Source organism: Mesorhizobium sp. NFR06, assembly GCF_900115245.1.
In the GTDB taxonomy this organism is placed as follows: domain Bacteria; phylum Pseudomonadota; class Alphaproteobacteria; order Rhizobiales; family Rhizobiaceae; genus Mesorhizobium.
Genome location: NZ_FOVT01000003.1, coordinates 184,089 through 206,724, shown reverse-complemented (window position 1 = coordinate 206,724; position 22,636 = coordinate 184,089). Strand labels below are relative to the sequence as shown.

Genomic DNA, 22,636 nt, shown 5'->3' with positions numbered 1-22,636 from the left:
GTGCGTGCGCTTGCCGCCGTGGCTTCGTTTCTACGCATGTCGTCGTCCCAAAACCGCTCCGCGGCTTTCGACGACATGCATCAGCTTTTGCCGAAGGCCCCGGGCGTCGGGGTGGTGACGATTACGGCCTCGCCTGCGTCGAGCGTGGTCTGGTCGCAGGCCTTCAGGACGTCGACCGAGCCGTCATTGCGCCTGACCTTGGTCGAGCCCGCTTCACCGTCGCCGCCGCCGTCCAGACCCTTGGGCGGGCGGTTGCGGTGCGAGGAGAGAATTGCGCACTCCATCTTTTCGAGGAAGCGGATCGTGCGCCTGGTGCCGTCGCCGGCGTTCCACCTGCCCTTGCCGCCGGACCCCTCGCGGATGTGGAAGTCTTCCAGCACGACGGGGAAGCGCAGTTCCAGCACTTCCGGGTCGGTGAGCCGCGAATTGGTCATGTGGGTGTGGACGCCGGATGTGCCGGCAAAGCCGCGCCCCGAATTCATCCGCCCGGCCGGCGAACCGGAGCAGATCGTCTCGTAATACTGGTATTGATTGTTGCCGAAGGTGAGGTTGTTCATCGTGCCTTGCGCGTTGGCCATCGCACCCATCGCGCCGAACAAGGCGTTGGTGACATGCTGCGAGGTCTCGACATTGCCGGCGACGACGGCGGCAGGGTAGGACGGTTTGAGCATGCAGCCGTCGGGGATGACGATGTTGATCGGCCTCAGGCAGCCGGCATTCATCGGGATCATGTCCTCGACCATGACGCGGAAGGCGTAGAGCACGGCGGCGCGGGCGACAGGCTCCGGCGCGTTGAAATTGTTCTTCATCACCGGCGAGGTGCCGGTGAAATCGACGGTCGCCTCGCGCTTTTGCCGATCGACGGTGATCTTCACCTTGATCACCTGGCCGGTGTCGGTGGGGTATTCGTACGCGGCGCTGTCAGGAAGCCGCTCGATCACGCGGCGCACGCTCTCGGCGGCATTGTCCTGGACATGGCCCATATAGGCCTCGACGACATCGAGGCCGAAATGCACGACCATCTTGCGCAGTTCGGCGACGCCCTTTTCGTTGGCGGCGATCTGCGCCTTGAGGTCGGCGATGTTCTGGGCGGGATTGCGCGCCGGGTAGGGGTGGTCGGTCAGGAGGATCTCCAGCTCCTTCTCGCGGAAGCGGCCGCGATCGACGATGCGGAAATTGTCGAACAGCACGCCTTCCTCGTCGACCGTGGTGGCCAAAGGCGTCATCGAGCCGGGCGCGGTGCCGCCGATATCGGCGTGGTGGCCGCGCGAGGCCGCCCAGAACAGGATCTGCCTGCGCGCATCGTCGAACACCGGCGTCACCACGGTGATGTCGGGCAAATGCGTGCCGCCATTATAGGGGGCGTTGAGCGCGAAGACGTCGCCGGGATGGATGTCGCCGGAATTCAGGCGGATGACGGTTTCGACGGAACGGTCCATGGAACCCAGATGCACCGGCATGTGCGGCGCGTTGGCGACCAGCGCGCCATGGCGGTCGAACACGGCGCAGGAAAAATCGAGCCGTTCCTTGATGTTGACCGAATAGGCGGTGTTCTGCAGCGTCACGCCCATCTGCTCGGCGATCGACATGAAGAGGTTGTTGAAGACCTCCAGCATCACCGGATCGGCTTCGGTGCCGAGCGCGGCGGCACGCGCTTTTCGTTGCGTGCGGCGTATCACGACGTGGTTGAGATTGGTGATTTCGGCGCGCCAGCCCGGCTCGACGACGATGGTCTGGTTCGGCTCGATGATCAGCGCGGGTCCGGCGACCGTGTGGGAAGGGCGCAGGTTTTCGCGCCGGTAGACGCCGGCCTCGTGCCAATCGCCCTCGGTGTGGAAGCGCCGGCTTTCCAGAGGTTTGGCCTCGATCCCTGCCGGTCCGGCAGGCGCATAGGCTTCAGCCTTGTCCTGTCGAGCGGCTTCGATGCCTTCGACGGCGACGGTTTCCACGACGATGGGCTTGTCGTCATAGACGAAGCCGAACTGTGACTTGTGCGCGGCCTCGAAATCGCTTCTGGCGCGGAAGATCGAACCATGCTCGAAATTCACCGGCAGCGCCGTGTCGGTGCCATCGTAGCGGATATGCAGGACAGGCTTCGCTGAGACAACGTCCGCGGCAATGCCTTGCTCGCCAAGCTCGGCGACAACGTCGTTTCGCAAGGCGACGATAAGTGCCTCGATCGCCGGGCGGGATTCCTCGGCAAGCGGCTGCAGCAAAGCCTGCTGGCGCGAGGCGAAGACCGAGGACAGCCCGATGCCATAGGCCGAAAGCAAGCCCGAAAAGGGGTGGATCAGCACAGCTTCCATGCCGAGCGCATCGGCAACCCGGCAGGCATGCTGGCCGCCGGCGCCGCCGAAGCAGTTGAGGAGATATTCGGTGACGTCGTAGCCACGTTGCACCGAAATCTTCTTGATGGCGTTGGCCATGTTCTCGACCGCTATGGTGATGAAACCCTCGGCGACGGCCTCGGGCGTCCGGCCGTCGGCGATTTCGGCGGCAAGTGCCGTGAATTTTTCGCGAACCGTGTCGACGTCGAGCGGCTGGTCCTGGCCGTGGCCGAAGATCGCCGGGAAGAAATCGGGCTGCAATTTGCCGAGCATGACATTGGCATCGGTGACGGCGAGCGGGCCGCCGCGCCGGTAAGCGGCCGGCCCGGGATTGGCGCCGGCCGAATCGGGCCCGACGCGGAAGCGGCCCGCCTCGTAATGCAGGATTGAGCCCCCGCCTGCGGCGACCGTGTGGATGCGCATCATCGGCGCGCGGATGCGCACGCCGGCGACCTCGGTGTCGAAGGCGCGCTCATATTCGCCGTCATAGTGGGCGACGTCGGTCGAGGTGCCGCCCATATCGAAGCCGATCACCTTGCCGAAGCCGGCGAGTTTGGCCGTCTCGATCATGCCGACGACGCCGCCCGCCGGTCCGGACAGCAGCGCGTCCTTGCCCTGGAACATGTCGGCGGCGGTCAACCCGCCCGACGACATCATGAACATCAGGCGCGGGCCGGCTCCCAGCTCTCCCGCCACCCGTTGCACATAGCGTGACAGGATCGGAGACAGGTAAGCGTCAACCACGGTGGTGTCGCCGCGACCGACCAGCTTGATCATCGGCGAGACCTCATGAGAGACCGAGATCTGGCTGAAGCCGATCTTGCGGCAGACCTTGGCAACGGCCTTTTCGTGATCGGGATATTTCCAGGCATGCATGAAGACGATGGCGACCGCGTCGATGCCATCGGCCTTGGCCTGCTCGATCGCCGGGCGACAGGCAGCGATGTCGAGCAGGCGCTCGACGCGACCGTCGACGCGCACGCGCTCGTCGATCTCGATCACCCGCTCGTAGAGCAGTTCCGGCAGGATGATCTGCTTGGCGAAGATGTCCGGCCGTGCCTGGTAGGCGATGCGCAAAGCGTCGCGAAAACCCTTGCTGATGAGCAGGAGCACGCGGTCGCCCTTGCGCTCGAGCAGCGCATTGGTGGCAACGGTGGTGCCCATTTTGACGTCGCCAATCGCGTCGGCGCAAATGGCGGCGCCTGCTTTCAGCCCCAGCAGGTCGCGGATGCCTTGGATAGCGGCGTCCGCATAAGCTTCGGGATTTTCGGACAGGAGTTTTCGGGGGTGCAGCCGGCCTTGCGGGTCACGGCCGATGATGTCGGTGAAGGTACCGCCGCGGTCGATCCAGAAGTCCCATTTCTGCGTCCCCGAGGTTGCCGGCATTCTGATTATCCATTGTGTCTTCGAGCGTATGTTCTGTTAGTTCGGGATTTCGGCGCCAGCAATCGCAAGTTGATGTTACACCTGGAAACGCATCGTTACGAAACCGGCAGCCTACTGAAGCATTTCCTTTCCGACCGCTCACCGAAATGTGAGCGTCTGTTGAAGGAGAGATACCATGAAGAAGCTCATTCTGGCGTCTGTTTCGGCGCTCGCCCTGCTGGGGGTTGCGGCTTGCAGCGAGAGCGGCACCGGCACCGACAACACCACCACCCAGAGCACCAACCCGCCGGCCGCCGAGCAGCCGATGAAGCCGGCTTCGCCCGACGCTTCCAAGCCTGCTGAACCGGCTCCGGCAACAAATCCGGCTCCTGCCGCACCTGCGAAGTAAGAGCTGACCGAATAATCGAGGAAGGCCGGCATTGCCGGCCTTCCTCTTGCGCTGATCATGCATACAGCCTGCGGCAACGTCCCGGCTTGATAGAACCGCCCGGTTCGCACTATGAAGCCCGCATGTCGATTTGGGACCGCCTTGGGGACTTCATCGCTCGTGTTTCGTCGTCGGCGTCCTCGGGCGTCGCGGATGTCGTCGAAGCCGTGCGTACGGTATTTTCGGGCGACCCGGACCTGCGCCGGCGCGTTGCCTTCTCGGTCGCCATGATCGCGCTGTCGGCCAAGATGGCCAAGGCCGACGGCATCGTCACGCAGGACGAGGTGCGCGCCTTCCAGGAAATCTTCGAGGTGCCGCCAAGCGAAACACGCAACGTGGCGCGGCTTTATGACATCGCCAAGCGGGACGTTGCCGGGTTTGAGATCTATGCCCAGCGCATGGCGCAACTTTGCGGTTCCGGCCACGCGAACTGCATGATGCTGGAAGACATCCTCGACGGTCTGTTCCACATCGCCAAGGCGGACGGCCTCATCCATGAGCGGGAAGGGCACTTCCTGCACCGGATCGCCGAGATTTTTCGGATCGACGAGGCGCATTACGAGACGATCCTGTCTCGGCACGTTAATCTTGGCGCCGCCGATCCTTACGTGGTCCTGGGCATAGAGCGCGGCAAGCCGTTCGAGGAGGTCAGGAAACGTTATCGCAAGCTGATCTCGGACAATCATCCCGACAGATTGATCGCGCGCGGCCTGCCGCAGGAATTCATCAAGATCGCCACGACCAGGGTCGCGGCGATCAATGCCGCCTATGAGATGATCGAGCGGGGCCTCAGGCACGCATGAGCGGTTTTCTGCCCGACCAGCCAGGTGCCGAGGTCCGGGTGTCACCGAATTTCGGTCCGCGCCGCGACAGGCCGCGGCCAGACATGATCGTACTGCACTATACCGGCATGGCGAGCGGCGCCGGCGCCGAGGCGTGGTTGTGCGATCCGGCAAGCGAAGTGTCGTCGCACTACCTCGTTCACGAGGACGGCCGCATTATCCAGATGGTGCGCGAGAGCGACCGTGCCTGGCATGCCGGCAAGAGCTCCTGGTTCGGGCACACAGACATCAACTCCTGTTCGGTCGGCATCGAGATCGTCAATCCCGGGCACTCGCTGGGCTACAAGGCTTTCCCGAAACGGCAGGTCGATGCCGTGATCGAGCTCTGCTCGGGTATTGTCGACCGCTATTCCATACCGGCGGCAAGGGTGCTCGCCCACTCCGACGTGGCGCCGGGCCGCAAGATCGATCCCGGCGAGAAATTTCCGTGGAAGGCGCTGTTTGCCGCCGGCGTCGGTCACCTGGTGCCGGCAGCGCCGATCGTACCGGGCGCCGCGCTGAAAACCGGCGACACCGGCTCCGATGTCGAGGCGCTGCAGTCGATGCTGGCGCTCTACGGCTATGGCGTCGAGATATCGGGTGCCTACGACAGGCAGACGGAAATCGTGGTGGGGGCGTTCCAGCGGCATTTCCGGCGGCGGCGGGTGGATGGCGTGGCGGACAACTCCACGATCCGCACGCTGGAGAGGCTGCTTGCTTCCGTAAAGGCAGCCGCCATCAAACAATCGCGATAAGCTCCTTAAGTTACAATCTGTCATTTAAAGTGAATTGCGCCGCCTTCATTGCCGCCAATTCCGCCGCCAAATGCCTCTTCCGCAAGTCGTCGGATATCTATCCTCCCGGACGCTCCGATATTTAATTGACACAAACTGCGTGAAGTTCTTCGCGCGGTCCAACAGAACAGGACTACATGCAAAAATTGACCGTTGTAGCGGCAGCTGTTGCTGCCGGAGTGATAAGTTTTGCCTTCAACCAGGCCAACAGTGCCCCTCTGAGCCCCAGGGCAGACAATGGCTTTGCGGTCGCCCCGTTGACGCCAAAGGCCGCCTCAAGCGCCAAAACACCAAAAACCGCGAGAGCTGCTCCGGCACGGGTGCAGAAGGCCGCCGCGACCAGGGTGGCAAAATCGACGGCCAAACGCACCAAACGCGGCGGAAGGACCATCGACCTCACCACGACCGCTTCGATCAACTCCGGCAAGACCGCCGTAGTCGCGTCCGCCGCGGCCGGCGATGGCCAGTATTCGACGATCATTGCCCGCTATGCCGCAAGCTATGGCGTGCCGGTGTCGCTGGCCAAGGCCGTCATCAAGATCGAAAGCAACTATCGGCCGAACCTCGTCGGCGGCGCCGGCGAGATCGGCCTGATGCAGATCAAGCCGGCCACGGCGCGCATGATGGGTTATACCGGTTCGGCCAAGGGACTGTTCGATCCCGACACCAACATCAAATACGGCATGAAGTACCTCGCCATGGCGCGAGACCTCGGCGGCGGCACCACCTGCGGCACGATCCTCAAATACAATGCGGGTCATGGCGCGACGCGGATGAACCCGGTTTCGGCCGCCTATTGCAGCAAGGTAAAGGTGCAGTTGGTGGCGCTAGGCTCACCTGCCTGAGGCGCATCCATCGGGGCGGAATTGGGCGATGCGTGTTGTCATGCATGTCGTCGTCCCAAAAACCGCCGCGCATTTTGGGCGAGACGGGCCAGCTTTTCGTTTGCGTTTTCAGGCGGGAACCTCTTTATACGCCCTTGTCAGCTGGCCGGGCGGCCGCACCCGCGAGAGCCGAAAGGCTGCGGGTGAGGAAAGTCCGGGCTCCATGGAGACACGGTGCCGGCTAACGGCCGGCGGGGGCGACCCCAGGGAAAGTGCCACAGAAAGCAAACCGCCGGGGCTTTGGCCGCGGCAAGGGTGAAAGGGTGGGGTAAGAGCCCACCGCGCGACTGGCAACAGGAGCGGCAGGGCAAACCCCACCGGGAGCAAAACCGAATAGGGGCGGTACGAGGGGAAACCTTCGAGGGCTGTTTCCGGCCCACCGCCCGGGTAGGTTGCGTGAGGCGCATGGCAACATGCGCCCAAGATGAATGGCCGCCACGTTCTCGCCGCAAGGCGAGGGCCATACAGAACCCGGCTTACAGGCCAGCTGGCATTTTTCCAAAGTTGCGACGGCCACAGGAAATCAGAAGGTTACGCCGAAAGGCGGGCCTTTTGATTCAGTGTTTGGGTCGGCCCGCTCGTTGAAGCCGGTGCGATCGGGGAGTGAAGCATCGGCCTCGGGCGCAACCCGACCTGGAAATCACCGGGGCTATTTCACCGAACGAAATCCGAATGCCGCGGTTCGACGGGTCGATGTTTCGAAAATCAGGCGCCGAGCTTGTCCAGCGACGCCTCGATCGCCTGCCAGAGTTCCTCCACCGGCTCGCAGCCGATCGCCAGGCGAATGAAGCCCGGCGGCACGGCATCGCCGCGTTTCGAACGCCGTTCGGCCGACGTATGCACGCCGCCGAAGGACGTCGCCGATTCAATCAGTGCGCAATTGTCGATAAATGCCTCGGCCTGTTCCTCGGAGGCCAGCTCGAAAGAAATCAAAAAGCCGAAGCGCTCCATCTGGACGCGCGCCAGATTGTGCGAGGCATCGCCCTCGAGGCCGGGAAAGCGCAGGCCGCTGACGGCGCGATGGTCCTGCAGCCGCCGCGCGATCGTTTCGGCCGACGAGCACATGCGGTCGAAGCGCACTTCCAGCGTTTCGAGACCGCGATGCACGAGCCAGGCCTCGAAGGGTCCGGGGATCCCGCCTGCCGTCTCGCGCCAATCCTTCACCCTAGTAACGATGTCCGCATTGCGGCTGGCGACATGGCCGAAGAGCACGTCAGAGTGGCCATTGATGGCCTTGGTATCAGCCGAGACCACAATGTCGGCGCCAAGGTCGAGCGGGCGCTGGCCAAAGGGCGTCATCGTCGTGTTGTCGACGATCAGGATCCCCCCTTGCGCGTGGACGGCCTTGGCGACGGCGGCGATGTCGCAAATGTCCAGCCGGGGGTTCGACGGACTTTCGACAAAAACCGCCCGGTAGCCGGCGAAACCGCCATCGAGCATGCTTGCCGTCGGCCTCGCCTCATAGGCGATGCCGAGCGGTTTCAGGAAACGCTCGGCCAGCGCCCGCGTCGTGTGATAGCCGTCCGACGGCAAGAGGATGCGGTCGCCCGATTTGAGGAGCGCGAAGAAAACCGCTGAAATCGCGCCCATTCCCGAAGGAAAGGCAACGCATTGCGCATCTTCCAGATGGCCAAGCGCGTGCTCGACCGCATGCCAGGTCGGGTTGCTGAAGCGGCCATATTGGTCGAATCCGGTCGCGTCGCCCGGCGCATGGAAGATCGACGCCATGGTCAGCGGCAACGGGATGGGGTCGCCCTTGGCGAAATCGGCGCTGCGCAGATGGGCAAGTGACGCGGCGCGTGACTTCGCATTGTCAGACATCGGTTCGTTCCTCTTTTGACCAGAAAGGCCTCAACCGACGCTAGGCGCGGCGGCTGTTCGCAGCAAGCTGCGTCTTTTTGGGCCAGAGGGCTCTAAACGCTTCGTTAGGCTTAATAGACGATAAAGACGAGACGTGCCTTCAGCCTGCTCCTTCTGGTTGTGATGCGCGTGTTTGTGATGCCTGCTCCCGTTGACGCCCATAGTGCCCCATGATATCCCAATCGCATCAAGCTTTCGTTCCGCGTCAGGGTGAAGCGTACGCCAATCGGGCAGCCGCGGCGGCTGCGCGTTTGTGGTTTTTCGCCTCGGTGAACGAAGCGATTTGTCGCGAGTGCGGCGACGGCGCGGAGAACAACATGGGAAGGGGTGCGGCGGCGACAGCGGCTGTAGTGTGTTTTGGACCGATTTCTGTCAAACTCAGTGAACAGGATCGATGCGAAGGGGCGGGTGTCCGTTCCGGCGCATTTCCGCGCGGTGGTCCAGAAACGCGGCTATTCAGAGCTTTACGCGCTGCGCTGCCTGGATCTGCCGGCGATGGATGTCGGCGGGCTCGACCTGCTCGACCGCTACGAGCAACGGATCGCGCTGGAGGACCCCTTTCTGCAGGCGGCGGACGACATGTCGTTCTTCTGCCATGGGGATGGGACGTTCTTGAAACTCGACCAGGACGGCCGCATCACCATGACCGATTTCATCCGCGAGCATACGGGCATCTCGAGCGAGGTGGCCTTTGTCGGTCGCGGCAATTTCTTCCAAGTTTGGGAGCCGGGACGGCTTGCCGCCTACGGGGCGCAGGCGCGGGCCAGGCTTTTGCAGCTTCGGCAGGGGACGAAGCCAGCGGAGCGATCGGAATGATGGCTGGCCACGGCGATGATCCTCACGCCGTTGGCGGACTGGCCCGTCACATTCCGGTCCTCCTTGCCGAGGTGCTCGAGGCGCTTGCGCCCAAGGCCGGCGAGACGATCGTCGACGGGACTTTCGGCGCCGGCGGCTACACCAGGGCCATCCTCGACAGCGGCGCCGCCGTCGTTGCCATCGACCGCGATCCGGACGCGATCGCGTCGGGCAGGGCGCTCGAGCAGCGGGCCGGCGGCCGGCTGAGACTTGTCCAGGCGCCGTTCTCGACGCTGGACGAGCATGTCGAGAGCGCCGATGGCGTCGTGCTCGACATCGGCGTCTCGTCGATGCAACTCGACCAGGCCGCGCGCGGCTTTTCCTTTCGCGTCGACGGACCGCTCGACATGCGCATGGCGCAAGCCGGTCTGAGCGCCGCCGACGTCGTCAACACCTTCAAGGCCGGCGACCTTGCCCGCATCTTCGGCTTTCTCGGCGAGGAGCGTCACGCGGGCCGCATCGCGCGGATGATCGAGAGCCGGCGCGAGAAGCGTCCGTTCGAGCGCACGCTCGATCTTGCCGACGCCATCGAGACGCATATCGGACGAGGCCCGAAGGACAAGATCCATCCGGCCACGCGCGTCTTCCAGGCGCTGCGCATCTTCGTCAACGACGAGCTTGGCGAGTTGGCGAGGGCGCTGCTGGCTGCCGAGCGTGTGTTGAAGCCCGGCGGCAGGCTTGCCGTGGTGACGTTCCATTCCCTGGAAGACCGCATCGTCAAGCGCTTCATCGCCGACCGTTCCGAGGCGGCCAGCGGCTCGCGGCACATGCCCGATGCACCCACGCGCGTCGCCACCTTCCGCAAAGCCGGCGGTGGCGTGACGCCGGGGGAGGCCGAGACAGCGGCCAATCCGCGGGCGCGCTCGGCCAGGCTGCGCGCGGCAATCCGCACCGAGGCGCCGGCGCGCGCCGGCGATTTTTCGATCTTCGGCCTTCCAAAGCTTCCCGCCGTCGAACGGTCGGGGGAGAGGTGAGCACGTGTTTCGTACCAGCGACATAGTCCTGATCGCCGTGATGGTCTCGGCCGCGGCCCTGACCTACAAGACGAAGCGCGAAGCCGAAGAGCAACTGGCGGCGGTGCAGAAGATCCAGGCGCAGATCCACTACGAGGAAGAAACGATCGACCTCCTCAAGGCGGACTGGAGCCTGCTCACCCAGCCGTCGCGGCTGCAGAAACTTGCCGATGTCTATAAGAGCCAGCTCGGACTCGAGCCGGTCAATGCGCACCAGATCGGCGGTCTTGACGACATTCCCGTGAAACCCGTGACCATCGAGGACCTCTCCTCGCAACGGCTTGGCGGCATGGCCGACAATTCCGCCAAAGAGCCCTCGGACGCCAAGGATTCAGTGGTCACCGGGAGCACGGTTCAATGATCGGCACGCTTCCAAGGATCGGTGACCTGCTGAAGCGCCGGAAGAAGGCAGCCGGGGACGGCTCGATCGTCGTCGACGCCGCCCGTAAGGCGACGGGCGGCAAGGCAAAGACGCGTATCGTCATGACGATGGCGGTGTTCTTCACGATCTATTCGACCATTGCCGGCAGGCTCGTCTATCTCGGCCTGCAGAATCCGGACCTTTCGGGCGGTCCGGAGAGCCGGGTCACGGCATCGCGTCCGGATATCGTCGATCGCAATGGAGAGGTGTTGGCGACCGACATCAAGACGGCGTCGCTGTTTGCCGAGCCGCGCCGTATCGTCGACGCCGACGAAGCGATCGAGAGATTGTCGACCGTGTTGCCGGAGATCGATTACGAGCAGACCTATCGTAAGCTCAAGAGCGGCGCCGGCTTTGTCTGGCTGCAGCGCCAGCTGACGCCGAAGCAGCAGGCCGACATCCTGTCGCTGGGCATTCCCGGCCTCGGCTTCCGCACCGAAAAGCGCCGCTTCTATCCGAGCGGCGAGACATCGTCCTATATCGTCGGGCTGACCAACATCGACAACCAAGGCATCTCCGGCATGGAGAAGTATATCGACGAGCAGGGGTTGAGCGACCTGCAGGCGTCGGGGCTGGCGGTGGCCAAGGATCTCAAGCCGGTCAAGCTTTCGATCGATCTGCGCGTCCAGCATGTGGTGCGCGACGAGATCGCCGCCGGCCTGGAGCGCTATCGCGCCATCGGCGCCGGCGCGGTCGTGCTGAACGTCAAGACCGGCGAAGTGATAGCGATGGCTTCGGTTCCGGATTTCGACCCGAACAATCCTTACAATGCGCAGGAGAAAGACCGGCTGAACCGTATGTCGGCGGGCCTCTACGAGATGGGCTCGACCTTCAAGAGCTTCACCTCGGCCATGGCGCTCGATTCCGGCAAAGCAACGATGGCGAGCCGCTTCGACGCCTCGCATCCAATCCGGGTCGGCCATCAGGCCATTCACGATTTCCACGGTAAGAACCGTGTGCTGTCGTTGCCGGAGGTGTTCCTCTATTCGTCCAACATCGGGTCGGCCAGGGAGGCCGAGCTGGTCGGCATCGAGGGGCACCGCGAATTCCTGCATCGCCTTGGAATTTTGGACAAGATGCAGACTGAACTGCCGGAAGTCGCGCGGCCGACCGAACCGAAGGTCTGGAAACAGGTCAACTCATTCACCATCGCCTTCGGCCATGGCGTGTCGACGACCCCCCTGCAAGCGGCCGTCGGTTGCGCCGCCTTGATGAATGGCGGCTATCTGATCGAACCGACATTCCTGGTCCGCAGCCAGGAGGATGCAATGGCGGTGGCCAAGAAAGTGGTCAGCGACAAAACGGTCGAAGGCATGCGCTACCTCTACACGCTCAACGCGGAGAAGGGCTCCGCCAGAAACGCCAGAGTCCCCGGCTACCGCGTTGGCGGCAAGACCGGGACGGCCGAGAAGGTCATCAACGGCCGCTACTCGAAGGACTTGAATTTCAACACCTTCGTGGCCGCCTTCCCGATGGACGATCCGCAATATCTGGTGTTTACGATTGCCGACGCTCCGCATCCGGAAAAGCCTGGCATGACGGACGTTGCAGCCAACAATGCGGGCGTCATGGCCGGCAACATCATCAGGCGGTCCGCGGCCATGCTTGGCGTGAAGCCAGATTTCAGCCATGAAAATGGTGCAACGCTGGTTTCCTATCAGTGATTCTTGGGGCGCGCCGGCAACTGCGCGCTATTTTGTTGCGGTGAACGGGACTCAATGCATCTAAAAGATCTAGCCGGTGTCCTGCCTGTCGAGGGAACAGCTTCCCCCGATCTGGAGGTGACCGGACTTTCCTCCGATTCCCGTCAGGTAAGACCGGGTATGCTCTTCTTCGCGCTCGCCGGCAGCAAGGCCGACGGCTCGACCTACGCCGCCGATGCCGCCGCTCGGGGAGCGGCCGCCATCGTCGCCGGCAAGGGCACGGCCGTTCCCGGTCTGTCGGTCCCGGTTCTTGCCGTCGATGATCCGCGCCAGGCGCTGGCACTCAGCGCGTCGCGCTTCTTCGGCCGCCAGCCGAAAACCATGGTCGCCGTCACCGGCACCGCCGGCAAGACGTCCGTCGCCGCCTTCACCCGCCAGATCTGGGAGCAGGCGGGTTTTGCCGCCGCTTCGATAGGCACGACCGGCGTGGTGGCGCCCGGGCGCAACGAATATGGCTCGCTGACAACGCCCGATCCTGTGGCATTGCACCAACTGCTCAAGGAACTAGCGGATGCCGGCGTCACCCACGCCTCGATGGAAGCTTCGAGCCACGGCCTCGACCAGCGCCGCCTCGACGGCGTGAAACTCGCGGCCGGCGGCTTCACCAATCTCGGCCGCGACCACATGGATTACCATCCGACGGTCGAGGATTATCACCGCGCCAAGCTGCGCCTGTTCGACGCGCTGCTGCCGAAGGGCGCGCCGGCGATCGTCTTTGCCGACGATCCGTGGTCGGAACCGACGATCAAGGCGGCGGAAGCTGCGGGCCTGAAGGTGCTGACGGTCGGCCGCCATGGCGAATTCCTGACGCTGAAGCGCGTCGAGCACGAGCGCCGCCGCCAGCGCGCCGAGGTCGAGGCCGGTGGCGTGCTGTACGAGGTCGACCTGCCTTTAGCCGGCGATTTCCAGATCGCCAACGCGCTGGTCTCGGCCGGCCTTGCCATCTCGACTGGAACGCCGGTCGATAAAGCCTTGGCCGCGCTGGAGAAATTGAAGGGCGCTCCGGGCCGGCTCGACCTCGTGGGCACCACTGCCGCCGGGGCTCCCGTTTATGTCGACTACGCGCACAAGCCCGATGCGCTGGAAAACGTGTTGACCTCGGTCCGGCCTTTCACTACGGGCCGCGTCGTCGTGGTGTTCGGCTGCGGCGGCGACCGCGATCGCGGCAAGCGGCCGATCATGGGTGAGATCGCGACGCGGTTGGCCGATATCGTCATCGTCACCGACGACAACCCGCGCACGGAGATGCCCGAAACCATCCGCGCCGCGATCCTCGCCGCGGCGCCCGGCGCCATCGAGATCGGCGACCGCCGCAAGGCCATCCACGAGGCGGTGGCGCTGCTTCGCGCCGGCGACACGCTCATCGTTGCCGGCAAGGGGCATGAGGAAGGCCAGACCATCGGCACCGAAACTTTCCACTTCTCCGACCACGAGGAAGTGCGCGAGGCGCTGAAGGAGCGCGCCGCATGAGTCTGCTCTGGACGTCGGAAGCGCTGGTCGAAGCCATGGGCGGCAGGCCGATCGGCTTGCTTCCGTCAGGCATCACCGGCATTTCCATCGACAGCCGCAGCCTGGAGCCGGGAAACGCCTTCTTCGCCATCAGGGGCGAGACGATGGACGGCCACGATTTCGCGACCGCGGCGGTGAAGGCCGGAGCGGCCGTGCTGGTCGTGGCCGAGCGCAAGCTGCCCTCGCTCGGCAGGCTGACGGCGCCGATGGTCGTCGTGCAGGATGTGCTTGCCGCCCTCGAGAAGCTTGGCGTTGCGGCGCGTGCGCGCTCGAAGGCGAAGATCGTTGCGGTGACCGGCTCGGCCGGCAAGACGACCACCAAGGAAGCGCTGCGCCACGTGCTGTCGGCGGTCGGCAAGGTGCACGCCTCGGCGCAGTCGTTCAACAACCATTGGGGTGTGCCGCTGACGCTGGCCCGCATGCCGCAGGACTGCGACTATGCGGTCTTCGAGATCGGTATGAACCATCCGGGCGAGATCACGCCGCTGGTCAAGATGGTCAGGCCGCATATCGCCATCGTGACGTTGATAGCCGCCGCCCATCTCGGCTTCTTCAAGAATCTCGACGAGATCGCCAAGGCAAAGGCCGAGATCTTCGAAGGGCTGGAGCCCGGCGGCGCCGCCGTGCTCAACCGCGACGATCAGCGCTGGAAGCTGCTCGAGAAGATGGCGAAGGAAGCCGGCGTCGAGCACGTCTTCGGCTTCGGCGAGAACGCCCGCTCGACCTTCCGGCTCACCGGCTGCGAACTTTTCGCCGACCATTCCGACATCACCGCCAGGATCGGCAAAAAGGACGTAGCGGCCCGCATCGGGGCGCCGGGCCGTCACATGGTGCAGAACGTGCTGGCCGTTCTCGGTGTCGCGCAATTGGTTGGCGCCGATCTTGAGAAAGTGGTCGCGGCACTTGCCGATCTTTCCGCCGAACGCGGGCGCGGCCAGCGGCATGTGTTGCACCATCCAAACGGGCCGATCACGCTGATCGACGAGAGCTACAACGCCAATCCGGCATCGATGGCGGCGGCCATGGCGCTGCTCAACGCCACGCCCGTCTCGGGTGGGGGCAGGCGCATCGCTGTGCTCGGCGACATGCTGGAGCTCGGCAGCCATTCGGCGAAGCTGCATGCCGCACTTGCCGAACTGATCGTCGGCACCGGCACGCGCAACGTCTTTCTCGGCGGCCCGGAAATGCAGGCGCTGGCCGAGGTCTTGCCCGCCGATGTCCAGACGGAGTATCGCGCCGGCGCCGATGAGCTGAAGCCGATCGTGATCGCGGCGCTCAGGCCCGGCGACGTGGTGATGGTCAAGTCGTCGAAAGGCATCGGGTTTTCAAAACTGGTCGAGGCGTTGCTCGGCAAATTTCCGGCGGAAGCCACAAACATTGAACCGACCTAGGTCGGGCTCCGGGGGACGGAAAGACCATGTTCACACTGCTCGTCGATTTCGCGGACAAGATCTCGTTATTCAACGTCTTCCGCTACATCACTTTTCGCACCGGCGGCGCGCTGATCACCTCTGCGCTGATCGTCTTCATTTTCGGACCGACGATCATCAATTCGCTGCGGCTGCGTCAGGGCAAGGGTCAGCCGATCCGCGCCGACGGCCCGCAGACGCATTTCAAGAAAGCCGGAACGCCGACCATGGGCGGGCTGATGATCCTGTCCGGCATCATCGGATCCTCGCTTTTATGGGCAAACCTTTCCAGCATCTATGTCTGGGTGGTGCTGCTGGTCACCGTCGGCTTCGGCTCGATCGGCTTTTACGATGATTATCTCAAGGTCACCAAGCAGTCGCATCTGGGCTTTTCCGGCAAGGCGCGGCTGGCGATCGAATTCATCATCGCGGCCATCGCCGCCTGGGTGATCATGCACAACGGCCAGGTGCCGTTCTCCTCGTCGCTGACCTTTCCCTTCGCCAAGGAATTCCTCGTCAACCTCGGCTGGTTCTTCGTCCCATTCTCCTGCTTCGTTATCGTCGGCGCAGGCAATGCGGTGAACCTCACCGACGGCCTCGACGGCCTTGCGATCGTGCCGATCATGATCGCGGCGGCGTCCTTCGGCGTCATCGCCTATCTTTCGGGCAACGCGGTCTTCGCCGAATATCTGCAGATCCATTTCGTTCCCGGCACCGGTGAGCTTGCCGTCGTGCTCGGCGCGGTGATCGGTGCCGGCCTCGGCTTCCTCTGGTTCAACGCGCCGCCGGCCGCGATCTTCATGGGCGACACCGGCTCGCTGGCGATGGGCGGCCTGATCGGCACCATCGCGGTCGCCACCAAGCACGAGATCGTGCTGGTCATCGTCGGCGGCCTGTTCGTGGTCGAGATCCTGTCGGTCATCATCCAGGTCGGCTACTTCAAGATGACCGGCAAGCGCGTCTTCCTGATGGCGCCGATCCATCACCATTTCGAAAAGCTCGGCTGGACCGAAAGCCAGGTAGTGATCCGCTTCTGGATCATTGCCGTCATCCTGGCGCTGGTCGGCCTCTCTACCCTCAAGCTCAGATAGGACGCCCGTTTTGATCCCCGCCGCTTCCTTTTCAGGCAAACGCGTTTCGCTCTTTGGGCTTGGCGGCTCGGGGATTGCCACCGCGCATGCGCTGATCGCCGGCGGTGCCGAGGTGCTTGCCTGGGACGACAACCCCGACAGTGTCGCCAAGGCAGCGGCGGCGGGCATTGCGACCGGCGATCTGCGCGCCGCCGACTGGTCGCGCTTCGCCGCCTTCGTGCTGTCGCCCGGCGTGCCGTTGACCCATCCGAAGCCGCATTGGACGGTCGAGCTCGCGCGTGGCGCCGGCGTCGAAGTGATCGGCGACATCGAGCTGTTCTGCCGCGAGCGCATCATCAGCGCGCCCGCAGCGCCCTTCATTGCCATCACCGGCACCAACGGCAAGTCGACGACGACGGCGCTGACCGCGCATATTCTGAAATCGGCCGGACGCGACACGCAGATGGGTGGCAATATCGGCCGCGCCATCATGACGCTCGATCCGCCGGCGCCGGCGCGGCACTATGTGGTCGAATGCTCGTCCTACCAGATCGATCTCGCGCCCTCGATCAATCCGACCGCCGGCATCCTGCTCAACCTCACGCCCGACCATCTCGACCGGCACGGCACGATGGCGCATTACGCCTCGATCAAGGAGCGGCTGGTCGCCGGCAGCGATACCGCGATCGTCGGCGTCGACGATTCTTGGTGCGCGCAGATCGCCGACCGGCTGGAGCGCGCGGGCCGGCAGGTCGTCCGCATTTCCAAGCGCCTGCCCTTGACCGACGGCTATTTCGCCGACGGCACCAATTTGATGGAAGCCGTGGATGGCCGCTACAGCCGCATCGCCTTCCTCGAAGGCATCGGCTCGCTGCGCGGCCAGCACAACGCGCAAAACGCGCTGGCCGCGGTCGCGGCCTGCCTGCGTGTCGGACTCGACCTCGGCGAGATCCAGTCGGGGCTCGAAAGCTTCCCCGGGCTGGCGCATCGCATGGAGCAGGTCGGCCGCAAGGACCATGTGCTGTTCATCAACGATTCCAAGGCGACCAATGCCGATGCGGCGGCGCCGGCGCTGTCGAGTTTTGCCAACCGCATCTACTGGATCGCCGGCGGCCTGCCCAAGGAGGGCGGTATCGAGCCGCTGCGCGGCTTCTTCCCGCGCATCGCCAAGGCCTATCTGATCGGAGAGGCGGCGCCCGCCTTTTCCGCCACGCTCGGCGAGACTGTGCCTTACGAAATATCCGGGACGTTGGCGGCGGCGGTCGAGCATGCCGCCAACGATGCGGCAAACGACAGCGGCGGCGAGGCCGTGGTGCTACTGTCGCCGGCCTGCGCCAGTTTCGACCAGTTCAAGAATTTCGAGGTTCGCGGCGAAGCCTTCAGGCAAGCTGCGACTGCTATTGATGGGGTGAAACCCATCGGAGGGCCACGTTGATGCAAAGCCGTCTCGACAAAAGTCCGGTCGCAACCTGGTGGTGGACGATCGATCGCTGGTTTCTGGCGGCATTCCTGTCGCTGATGGGACTGGGCATCGTTTTGTCCTTCGCCGCAAGCCCGGCGGTGGCCGAGCGCATCGGCCTCGACAGCTTCCACTTCGCCACGCGCCAGATCATCTTTACCATTCCGGCGCTGGTGGTGATGCTGGCCGTCTCCTTCCTGGAGGCGAGGCAGATCAGGCGCATGTCGCTGGTGATGATCGGCATCATGCTGGTGCTGATGGTGGCGGTGCTCTACATCGGCGTCGAGGTGAAGGGCGCGCGGCGCTGGGTCTCGCTCGCCGGCCTTTCCATCCAGCCGTCCGAATTCCTGAAGCCGGCCTTCGTCATCATCTGCGCGTGGCTGTTTGCCGAGCATAAACGCCAGCCCGACATTCCGGGCAACCTCTTCGCCATGCTTTTGCTTGCGCTGGTGATCTCGTTGCTGGTGGCGCAGCCTGACCTCGGCCAGACCATGCTGGTGCTGGGCACCTGGGGCGTGATGTTCTTCATGGCCGGCCTGCCATGGTTCTGGATCGTCGCGCTCGGCGCTGCCGGCATCGGCGGCGTGTTCGCGGCCTATACGGTGTTTCCGCACGTCGCCGCGCGCATCGACAAATTCATGACCGGCGAGGGCGACACCTTCCAGGTCGATATGGGCCGCGAGGCGCTGATCAATGGCGGCTGGTTCGGCGTCGGCCCGGGCGAGGGCACGGTGAAGCGGGTCATCCCGGACAGCCATGCCGACTTTGTCTTCTCGGTCGCGGGCGAGGAGTTCGGCCTCATCATGTGCTTCTTCATCATGTCGATTTTCGCCTTCATCGTGCTGCGGGGGTTGAGCATCGCGCTCAAGGAGCACGACGATTTCACCCGCTACGCGGTCGGTGGCCTCGTCACCGTCTTCGGCCTGCAATCGGCCATCAACATGTGCGTGAACCTGCAACTGATGCCCGCCAAGGGCATGACGCTGCCCTTCATCTCCTACGGCGGCTCCTCGCAGATCGCCATCGCCGTCTCGATGGGCATGGTGCTCGCATTGACGCGCAGGCGTCCGGAAAAGCGCAAGCAGGTGGGGTTCGCCCTTTCCCAGCGCGCAATGCCGGCGGAATGAGGCTGGATGTCGAAGGGTGTCATCCTGCTTGCGGCTGGTGGAACGGGCGGACATCTGTTCCCGGCCGAAGCGCTTGCGCATGAACTGAACGAGCGCGGCTGGAAGGTGCATCTCGCCACCGATCACCGTGCCGAGCGCTATTCCCGTCATTTCCCGGCTGCGGACGTTCACTCGATTGCTTCGGCCACGCTGGGCTCGAAGAATCCGGTCGCCGTGGTCTCGGCTTTCTGGAAAATCTGGCAGGGCGTGCGCGAAGCGGGTCGGATCATCGCCAGGATCAAGCCGGAGGCGGTCGTCGGCTTCGGCGGCTATCCGACGCTGCCGCCGCTCTATGCGGCGACGAGGCGCAAGGTGCCGACGCTGATCCATGAGCAGAATGCCGTGATGGGCCGCGCCAACAAGGCGCTTGCCAGCCGCGTCGATGCGATCGCGGGTGGCTTCCTGCCGGAAGGCGAGAGCGCCGCGAGCGCAAAGACGGTCACCACCGGCAATCCGGTCAGACCACAGGTGCTCGAGGCGGCCAAGACCCCCTATGTCGCATCGAGCGAGGGCGAGCCGTTCCGCTTCCTGGTGTTCGGCGGCAGCCAGGGCGCGCAATTCTTTTCCGATGCCGTTCCGGCGGCGATCGCGCTGCTGCCGGAAGGCCAGCGCAAGCGACTGGTGATCACCCAGCAGGCGCGCGCCGAGGACGTAGCGCGGGTGAAAGCCGTTTATGCCGATCTCGGCGTCGACGTTCAGGTCTCGCCTTTCTTCACCGACATGGCGGCGCGCATGGCGGCGGCGCATCTGGTGATGTCGCGCTCCGGCGCCTCGACCGTTTCGGAGATCGCCGTCATCGGCCGGCCGGCGCTGCTGGTGCCTTATCCGCATGCGCTCGACCATGACCAGGCGGCGAATGCCGCGGCCCTTGCCGCCGCCGGCGGCGCCGAGGTCCATCCGCAGTCGACGCTGTCGCCGGAGCGGATCGCCGAGCTGGTCGGCGGGCTGATGCACGATCCGAGCCGGCTGACGACCATGTCCGCCGCCGCCCGCTCGGCCGGAAAACCGAACGCGGCGCGGTTGCTCGCCGATCTGACAGAGGCTATTGCGTCCGGCAAAACGGTTTCGGACTACAGGAGGACGCGCGCATGAAGATGCCGCAGACGATCGGCCTCGTGCATTTCATCGGTATCGGCGGCATCGGCATGAGCGGCATCGCCGAGGTGCTGCACAATCTCGGCTACAAGGTGCAGGGTTCCGACCAGGCCGACGGCGCCAATGTGCAACGGCTGCGCGACAAGGGCATCGAATGCTTCGTCGGCCACAAGGCCGACAATCTCGGCGATGCCGAAGTCGTGGTCGTTTCGACCGCGATCAAGAAGTCCAACCCGGAATTGAAGGCCGCGCGCGAAAAGCTGCTGCCGGTCGTGCGCAGGGCCGAGATGCTGGCCGAACTGATGCGCTTTCGCCAGGCCGTCGCCATCGGCGGGACGCATGGCAAGACCACCACCACGTCGATGGTGGCGACGCTGCTCGAAGCCGGCGGGCTCGACCCGACCGTCATCAATGGCGGCATCATCAACGCCTATGGCACCAATGCGCGCATGGGCGACGGTGAGTGGATGGTGGTCGAAGCGGACGAGAGCGACGGAACGTTCCTCAAGCTGCCGGCCGATATCGCCGTCGTCACCAACATCGATCCCGAGCACCTCGACCACTATGGCAGCTTCGACAAGGTACGCGAGGCGTTCCGCCAATTCGTCGAGAACGTGCCGTTCTACGGCTTCGGCGTGATGTGCACCGATCATCCGGAAGTCCAGGCGCTGGTCGGCCGTATCGAGGACCGGCGCGTCATCACCTATGGCGAGAACGCGCAGGCCGACGTGCGCTTCACCAACCATCGCATGCAGGGCGCGATCTCGGAGTTCGATGTGACGATCCGCGACCGCAAGGGGCGTGGCTCAACGACGATCAAGGACCTGCGCCTGCCGATGCCTGGCCGGCATAACGTGTCCAACGCGACCGCGGCGATTGCCGTCGCGCATGAGCTTGGCCTCTCGGCCGAGGCGATCAAGAAAGGCCTGTCGTCCTTCGCCGGCGTCAAGCGGCGCTTCACCCATACCGGCTCGTGGAACGGCGTCGAGGTGTTCGACGACTACGGCCATCACCCGGTCGAGATCGCGGCGGTGCTGAAGGCCGCACGCGGCGCGACCAATGGACGGGTGATCGCCATCGCGCAACCGCACCGCTTCACCCGGCTGCGGGATCTCTTCGAGGAATTCTCGGTCTGCTTCAACGACGCCGACACGGTGTTGGTGGCGCCGGTCTATGCGGCAGGAGAGGAACCCATCGAAGGCGTGACCTCCGACGCGCTGGTTGCGCGCATCCGCTCCGGCGGTCACCGCGACGCGCGCTATATCGATGGCGCGGCGGCGATCGCGCCAACTATTCGCGAGCTTGCCAAGCCCGGCGACTTCGTCGTCTTCCTCGGCGCCGGCAACATCACGCAATGGGCCTATGCGCTGCCCAAGGAACTTGGCGGGACACCCTCATGACGCGCGGCCAGGATCTCATCGACAGGCTTGGCGACCGGCTTTCCGGCCTGCGCGGCCGCATCACGCCCAATGCCGAGATGGACAAGATCACCTGGTTCCGCGCCGGCGGCCTCGCGGAGGGGCTTTTCCAGCCCGCCGACGAAGAAGATCTCGCGGCTTTCCTGCGCGCCGTGCCGGAAGAGGTGCCGGTCATGGTGGTCGGCGTCGGCTCGAACCTCCTGGTGCGCGACGGTGGCATTCCCGGTTTTGTGGTGAGACTGTCGGCCAAGGGCTTCGGCGAGGCCGAGGTCACCGGGCCGGCCACGATCACAGCCGGCGCGGCAACGCCGGACAAGCGCGTCGCCGCCGTGGCCTACGAAGCCGGTATCGGCGGCTTCCACTTCTACCATGGCATTCCCGGCGCCGTCGGCGGGGCGCTGCGGATGAATGCGGGCGCCAACGGCGTCGAGACCCGGGAGCGGGTCGTCGAGGTGAGGGCGCTGGACCGCAAGGGCAATCTCCACACGCTCAGCAATGCCGACATGGGTTATGCCTATCGCCATTCGTCGGCTCCCGCCGGACTGATCTTCACCTCGGCGGTGCTCGAAGGCGTTACAGAAGACAAGGCGGCGATCAAGGCGGCGATGGATGCCGTGCAGAACCATCGCGAGACGGTACAGCCGATCCGTGAAAAGACCGGCGGCTCGACCTTCAAGAATCCGGAGGGCACGTCAGCCTGGAAGGAGATCGACAAGGCCGGCTGCCGTGGGCTGATGATCGGCGGCGCGCAGATGTCGCCGATGCACTGCAACTTCATGATCAACACCGGCACCGCCACCGGCTACGACCTCGAATATCTCGGCGAGACGGTGCGGGCGAGGGTGCTGGAAAATTCGGGCATCCGGTTGCATTGGGAGATCAAGCGCCTCGGCAATTTCAGGCCGGGCCACGCCGTGCAGGAATTTCTCGGGCAGCTGCTTTAGCGCTTCGCGACGTTCAAGCAATACTTGAACTTCGGCGCGTCGCAACGGCGTCAACCGTTGCCGCAAAGACTCAAC

At 64.4% G+C, this 22,636-nt stretch carries 18 protein-coding genes and 1 other RNA gene; 17 read left to right on the top strand and 2 right to left on the bottom strand.

Features of this window, described 5'->3' with window-relative positions:
- Nucleotides 1-80: 80 nt before the first annotated feature.
- The gene (locus tag F3H96_RS07730) at nucleotides 81-3,713 is read right to left on the bottom strand and encodes a hydantoinase B/oxoprolinase family protein (RefSeq protein WP_149791353.1); all 3,633 of its coding nucleotides are present in this window, start codon (nucleotides 3,711-3,713) and stop codon (nucleotides 81-83) included.
- Nucleotides 3,714-3,888: 175 nt separating this feature from the next.
- Between F3H96_RS07730 and F3H96_RS30995 the strand changes: the two genes are divergently transcribed.
- The 5 genes from F3H96_RS30995 to rnpB all read left to right on the top strand — a co-directional run bounded on the left by F3H96_RS30995 (nucleotide 3,889) and on the right by rnpB (nucleotide 7,134).
- Nucleotides 3,889-4,101 carry a hypothetical protein gene (locus F3H96_RS30995; RefSeq protein WP_149791352.1) on the top strand — a complete coding sequence of 71 codons (213 nt, stop codon included), beginning with the start codon at nucleotides 3,889-3,891 and terminating at the stop codon, nucleotides 4,099-4,101.
- A gap of 122 nt (nucleotides 4,102-4,223) precedes the next feature.
- Nucleotides 4,224-4,943 carry a DnaJ family molecular chaperone gene (locus F3H96_RS07720; RefSeq protein ID WP_149791351.1) on the top strand — a complete coding sequence of 240 codons (720 nt, stop codon included), beginning with the start codon at nucleotides 4,224-4,226 and terminating at the stop codon, nucleotides 4,941-4,943.
- Complete coding sequence (locus F3H96_RS07715) at nucleotides 4,940-5,716, top strand: N-acetylmuramoyl-L-alanine amidase (RefSeq protein ID WP_149791350.1); 777 nt, start codon at nucleotides 4,940-4,942, stop codon at nucleotides 5,714-5,716. Before F3H96_RS07720 ends, F3H96_RS07715 begins: the two co-directional genes overlap by 4 nt.
- Nucleotides 5,717-5,892: 176 nt before the next feature.
- A complete protein-coding gene (locus F3H96_RS07710; RefSeq protein WP_149791349.1) occupies nucleotides 5,893-6,600 on the top strand; it encodes a lytic transglycosylase domain-containing protein in 708 nt (235 codons plus the stop codon).
- Between the two features lie 137 nt (nucleotides 6,601-6,737).
- Nucleotides 6,738-7,134, top strand: an RNA gene (gene rnpB / locus F3H96_RS07705) — RNase P RNA component class A.
- Between the two features lie 210 nt (nucleotides 7,135-7,344).
- Here the strand turns inward: rnpB and F3H96_RS07700 are convergent.
- The gene (locus F3H96_RS07700; protein WP_149791348.1) at nucleotides 7,345-8,460 is read right to left on the bottom strand and encodes a cystathionine gamma-lyase; all 1,116 of its coding nucleotides are present in this window, start codon (nucleotides 8,458-8,460) and stop codon (nucleotides 7,345-7,347) included.
- Nucleotides 8,461-8,856: 396 nt separating this feature from the next.
- Between F3H96_RS07700 and mraZ the strand changes: the two genes are divergently transcribed.
- Genes mraZ through murB form a run of 12 tightly spaced genes read left to right on the top strand, consistent with a single transcriptional unit; the run spans nucleotide 8,857 to nucleotide 22,561 of the window.
- On the top strand, nucleotides 8,857-9,315 hold the full coding sequence (mraZ, locus tag F3H96_RS07695) for a division/cell wall cluster transcriptional repressor MraZ (protein ID WP_149791347.1): 459 nt from the start codon (nucleotides 8,857-8,859) through the stop codon (nucleotides 9,313-9,315).
- Nucleotides 9,312-10,328: a 16S rRNA (cytosine(1402)-N(4))-methyltransferase RsmH gene (gene rsmH, locus F3H96_RS07690; protein ID WP_149791346.1), complete on the top strand. Its 1,017-nt coding sequence runs from the start codon at nucleotides 9,312-9,314 to the stop codon at nucleotides 10,326-10,328. Before mraZ ends, rsmH begins: the two co-directional genes overlap by 4 nt.
- Nucleotides 10,329-10,332: 4 nt before the next feature.
- Complete coding sequence (locus F3H96_RS07685) at nucleotides 10,333-10,728, top strand: hypothetical protein (RefSeq protein ID WP_149791345.1); 396 nt, start codon at nucleotides 10,333-10,335, stop codon at nucleotides 10,726-10,728.
- A complete protein-coding gene (locus F3H96_RS07680) occupies nucleotides 10,725-12,452 on the top strand; it encodes a penicillin-binding protein 2 (protein ID WP_149791344.1) in 1,728 nt (575 codons plus the stop codon). The genes F3H96_RS07685 and F3H96_RS07680 overlap by 4 nt, the downstream gene beginning before the upstream one ends.
- Before the next feature lie 54 nt (nucleotides 12,453-12,506).
- On the top strand, nucleotides 12,507-13,961 hold the full coding sequence (locus F3H96_RS07675; protein ID WP_149791343.1) for a UDP-N-acetylmuramoyl-L-alanyl-D-glutamate--2,6-diaminopimelate ligase: 1,455 nt from the start codon (nucleotides 12,507-12,509) through the stop codon (nucleotides 13,959-13,961).
- A complete protein-coding gene (locus tag F3H96_RS07670) occupies nucleotides 13,958-15,391 on the top strand; it encodes a UDP-N-acetylmuramoylalanyl-D-glutamyl-2,6-diaminopimelate--D-alanyl-D-alanine ligase (RefSeq protein ID WP_149791342.1) in 1,434 nt (477 codons plus the stop codon). The genes F3H96_RS07675 and F3H96_RS07670 overlap by 4 nt, the downstream gene beginning before the upstream one ends.
- 26 nt (nucleotides 15,392-15,417) lie before the next feature.
- A complete protein-coding gene (gene mraY, locus F3H96_RS07665) occupies nucleotides 15,418-16,500 on the top strand; it encodes a phospho-N-acetylmuramoyl-pentapeptide-transferase (RefSeq protein ID WP_149791341.1) in 1,083 nt (360 codons plus the stop codon).
- A 10-nt stretch (nucleotides 16,501-16,510) separates the two neighbouring features.
- The gene (murD, locus tag F3H96_RS07660) at nucleotides 16,511-17,914 is read left to right on the top strand and encodes a UDP-N-acetylmuramoyl-L-alanine--D-glutamate ligase (protein ID WP_149791340.1); all 1,404 of its coding nucleotides are present in this window, start codon (nucleotides 16,511-16,513) and stop codon (nucleotides 17,912-17,914) included.
- The gene (ftsW, locus tag F3H96_RS07655) at nucleotides 17,914-19,065 is read left to right on the top strand and encodes a putative lipid II flippase FtsW (RefSeq protein ID WP_149791339.1); all 1,152 of its coding nucleotides are present in this window, start codon (nucleotides 17,914-17,916) and stop codon (nucleotides 19,063-19,065) included. Before murD ends, ftsW begins: the two co-directional genes overlap by 1 nt.
- A gap of 6 nt (nucleotides 19,066-19,071) precedes the next feature.
- Nucleotides 19,072-20,196 (top strand): undecaprenyldiphospho-muramoylpentapeptide beta-N-acetylglucosaminyltransferase, encoded by a 1,125-nt coding sequence (gene murG, locus F3H96_RS07650; RefSeq protein ID WP_149791338.1) that lies wholly within the window; start codon nucleotides 19,072-19,074, stop codon nucleotides 20,194-20,196.
- On the top strand, nucleotides 20,193-21,599 hold the full coding sequence (murC, locus tag F3H96_RS07645; RefSeq protein WP_149791337.1) for a UDP-N-acetylmuramate--L-alanine ligase: 1,407 nt from the start codon (nucleotides 20,193-20,195) through the stop codon (nucleotides 21,597-21,599). The genes murG and murC overlap by 4 nt, the downstream gene beginning before the upstream one ends.
- Entirely contained in the window at nucleotides 21,596-22,561 is a 966-nt protein-coding gene (gene murB, locus F3H96_RS07640) for a UDP-N-acetylmuramate dehydrogenase (RefSeq protein ID WP_149791336.1), read from the top strand. The genes murC and murB overlap by 4 nt, the downstream gene beginning before the upstream one ends.
- Nucleotides 22,562-22,636: the final 75 nt, after the last annotated feature.

Excerpts from the sequence above, each read along its gene's own strand:
- F3H96_RS07700 (WP_149791348.1), bottom strand. The coding sequence starts at position 8,460 with ATGTCTGACAATGCGAAGTCACGCGCCGCGTCACTTGCCCATCTGCGC.
- murB (WP_149791336.1), top strand. The coding sequence starts at position 21,596 with ATGACGCGCGGCCAGGATCTCATCGACAGGCTTGGCGACCGGCTTTCC.
- rsmH (WP_149791346.1), top strand. The coding sequence starts at position 9,312 with ATGATGGCTGGCCACGGCGATGATCCTCACGCCGTTGGCGGACTGGCC.
- ftsW (WP_149791339.1), top strand. The coding sequence starts at position 17,914 with ATGCAAAGCCGTCTCGACAAAAGTCCGGTCGCAACCTGGTGGTGGACG.
- mraY (WP_149791341.1), top strand. The coding sequence starts at position 15,418 with ATGTTCACACTGCTCGTCGATTTCGCGGACAAGATCTCGTTATTCAAC.
- F3H96_RS07680 (WP_149791344.1), top strand. The coding sequence starts at position 10,725 with ATGATCGGCACGCTTCCAAGGATCGGTGACCTGCTGAAGCGCCGGAAG.
- F3H96_RS07715 (WP_149791350.1), top strand. The coding sequence starts at position 4,940 with ATGAGCGGTTTTCTGCCCGACCAGCCAGGTGCCGAGGTCCGGGTGTCA.
- F3H96_RS07730 (WP_149791353.1), bottom strand. The coding sequence starts at position 3,713 with ATGCCGGCAACCTCGGGGACGCAGAAATGGGACTTCTGGATCGACCGC.
- murC (WP_149791337.1), top strand. The coding sequence starts at position 20,193 with ATGAAGATGCCGCAGACGATCGGCCTCGTGCATTTCATCGGTATCGGC.
- F3H96_RS07675 (WP_149791343.1), top strand. The coding sequence starts at position 12,507 with ATGCATCTAAAAGATCTAGCCGGTGTCCTGCCTGTCGAGGGAACAGCT.
- F3H96_RS07720 (WP_149791351.1), top strand. The coding sequence starts at position 4,224 with ATGTCGATTTGGGACCGCCTTGGGGACTTCATCGCTCGTGTTTCGTCG.
- F3H96_RS07670 (WP_149791342.1), top strand. The coding sequence starts at position 13,958 with ATGAGTCTGCTCTGGACGTCGGAAGCGCTGGTCGAAGCCATGGGCGGC.
- F3H96_RS30995 (WP_149791352.1), top strand. The coding sequence starts at position 3,889 with ATGAAGAAGCTCATTCTGGCGTCTGTTTCGGCGCTCGCCCTGCTGGGG.
- F3H96_RS07710 (WP_149791349.1), top strand. The coding sequence starts at position 5,893 with ATGCAAAAATTGACCGTTGTAGCGGCAGCTGTTGCTGCCGGAGTGATA.
- murG (WP_149791338.1), top strand. The coding sequence starts at position 19,072 with ATGTCGAAGGGTGTCATCCTGCTTGCGGCTGGTGGAACGGGCGGACAT.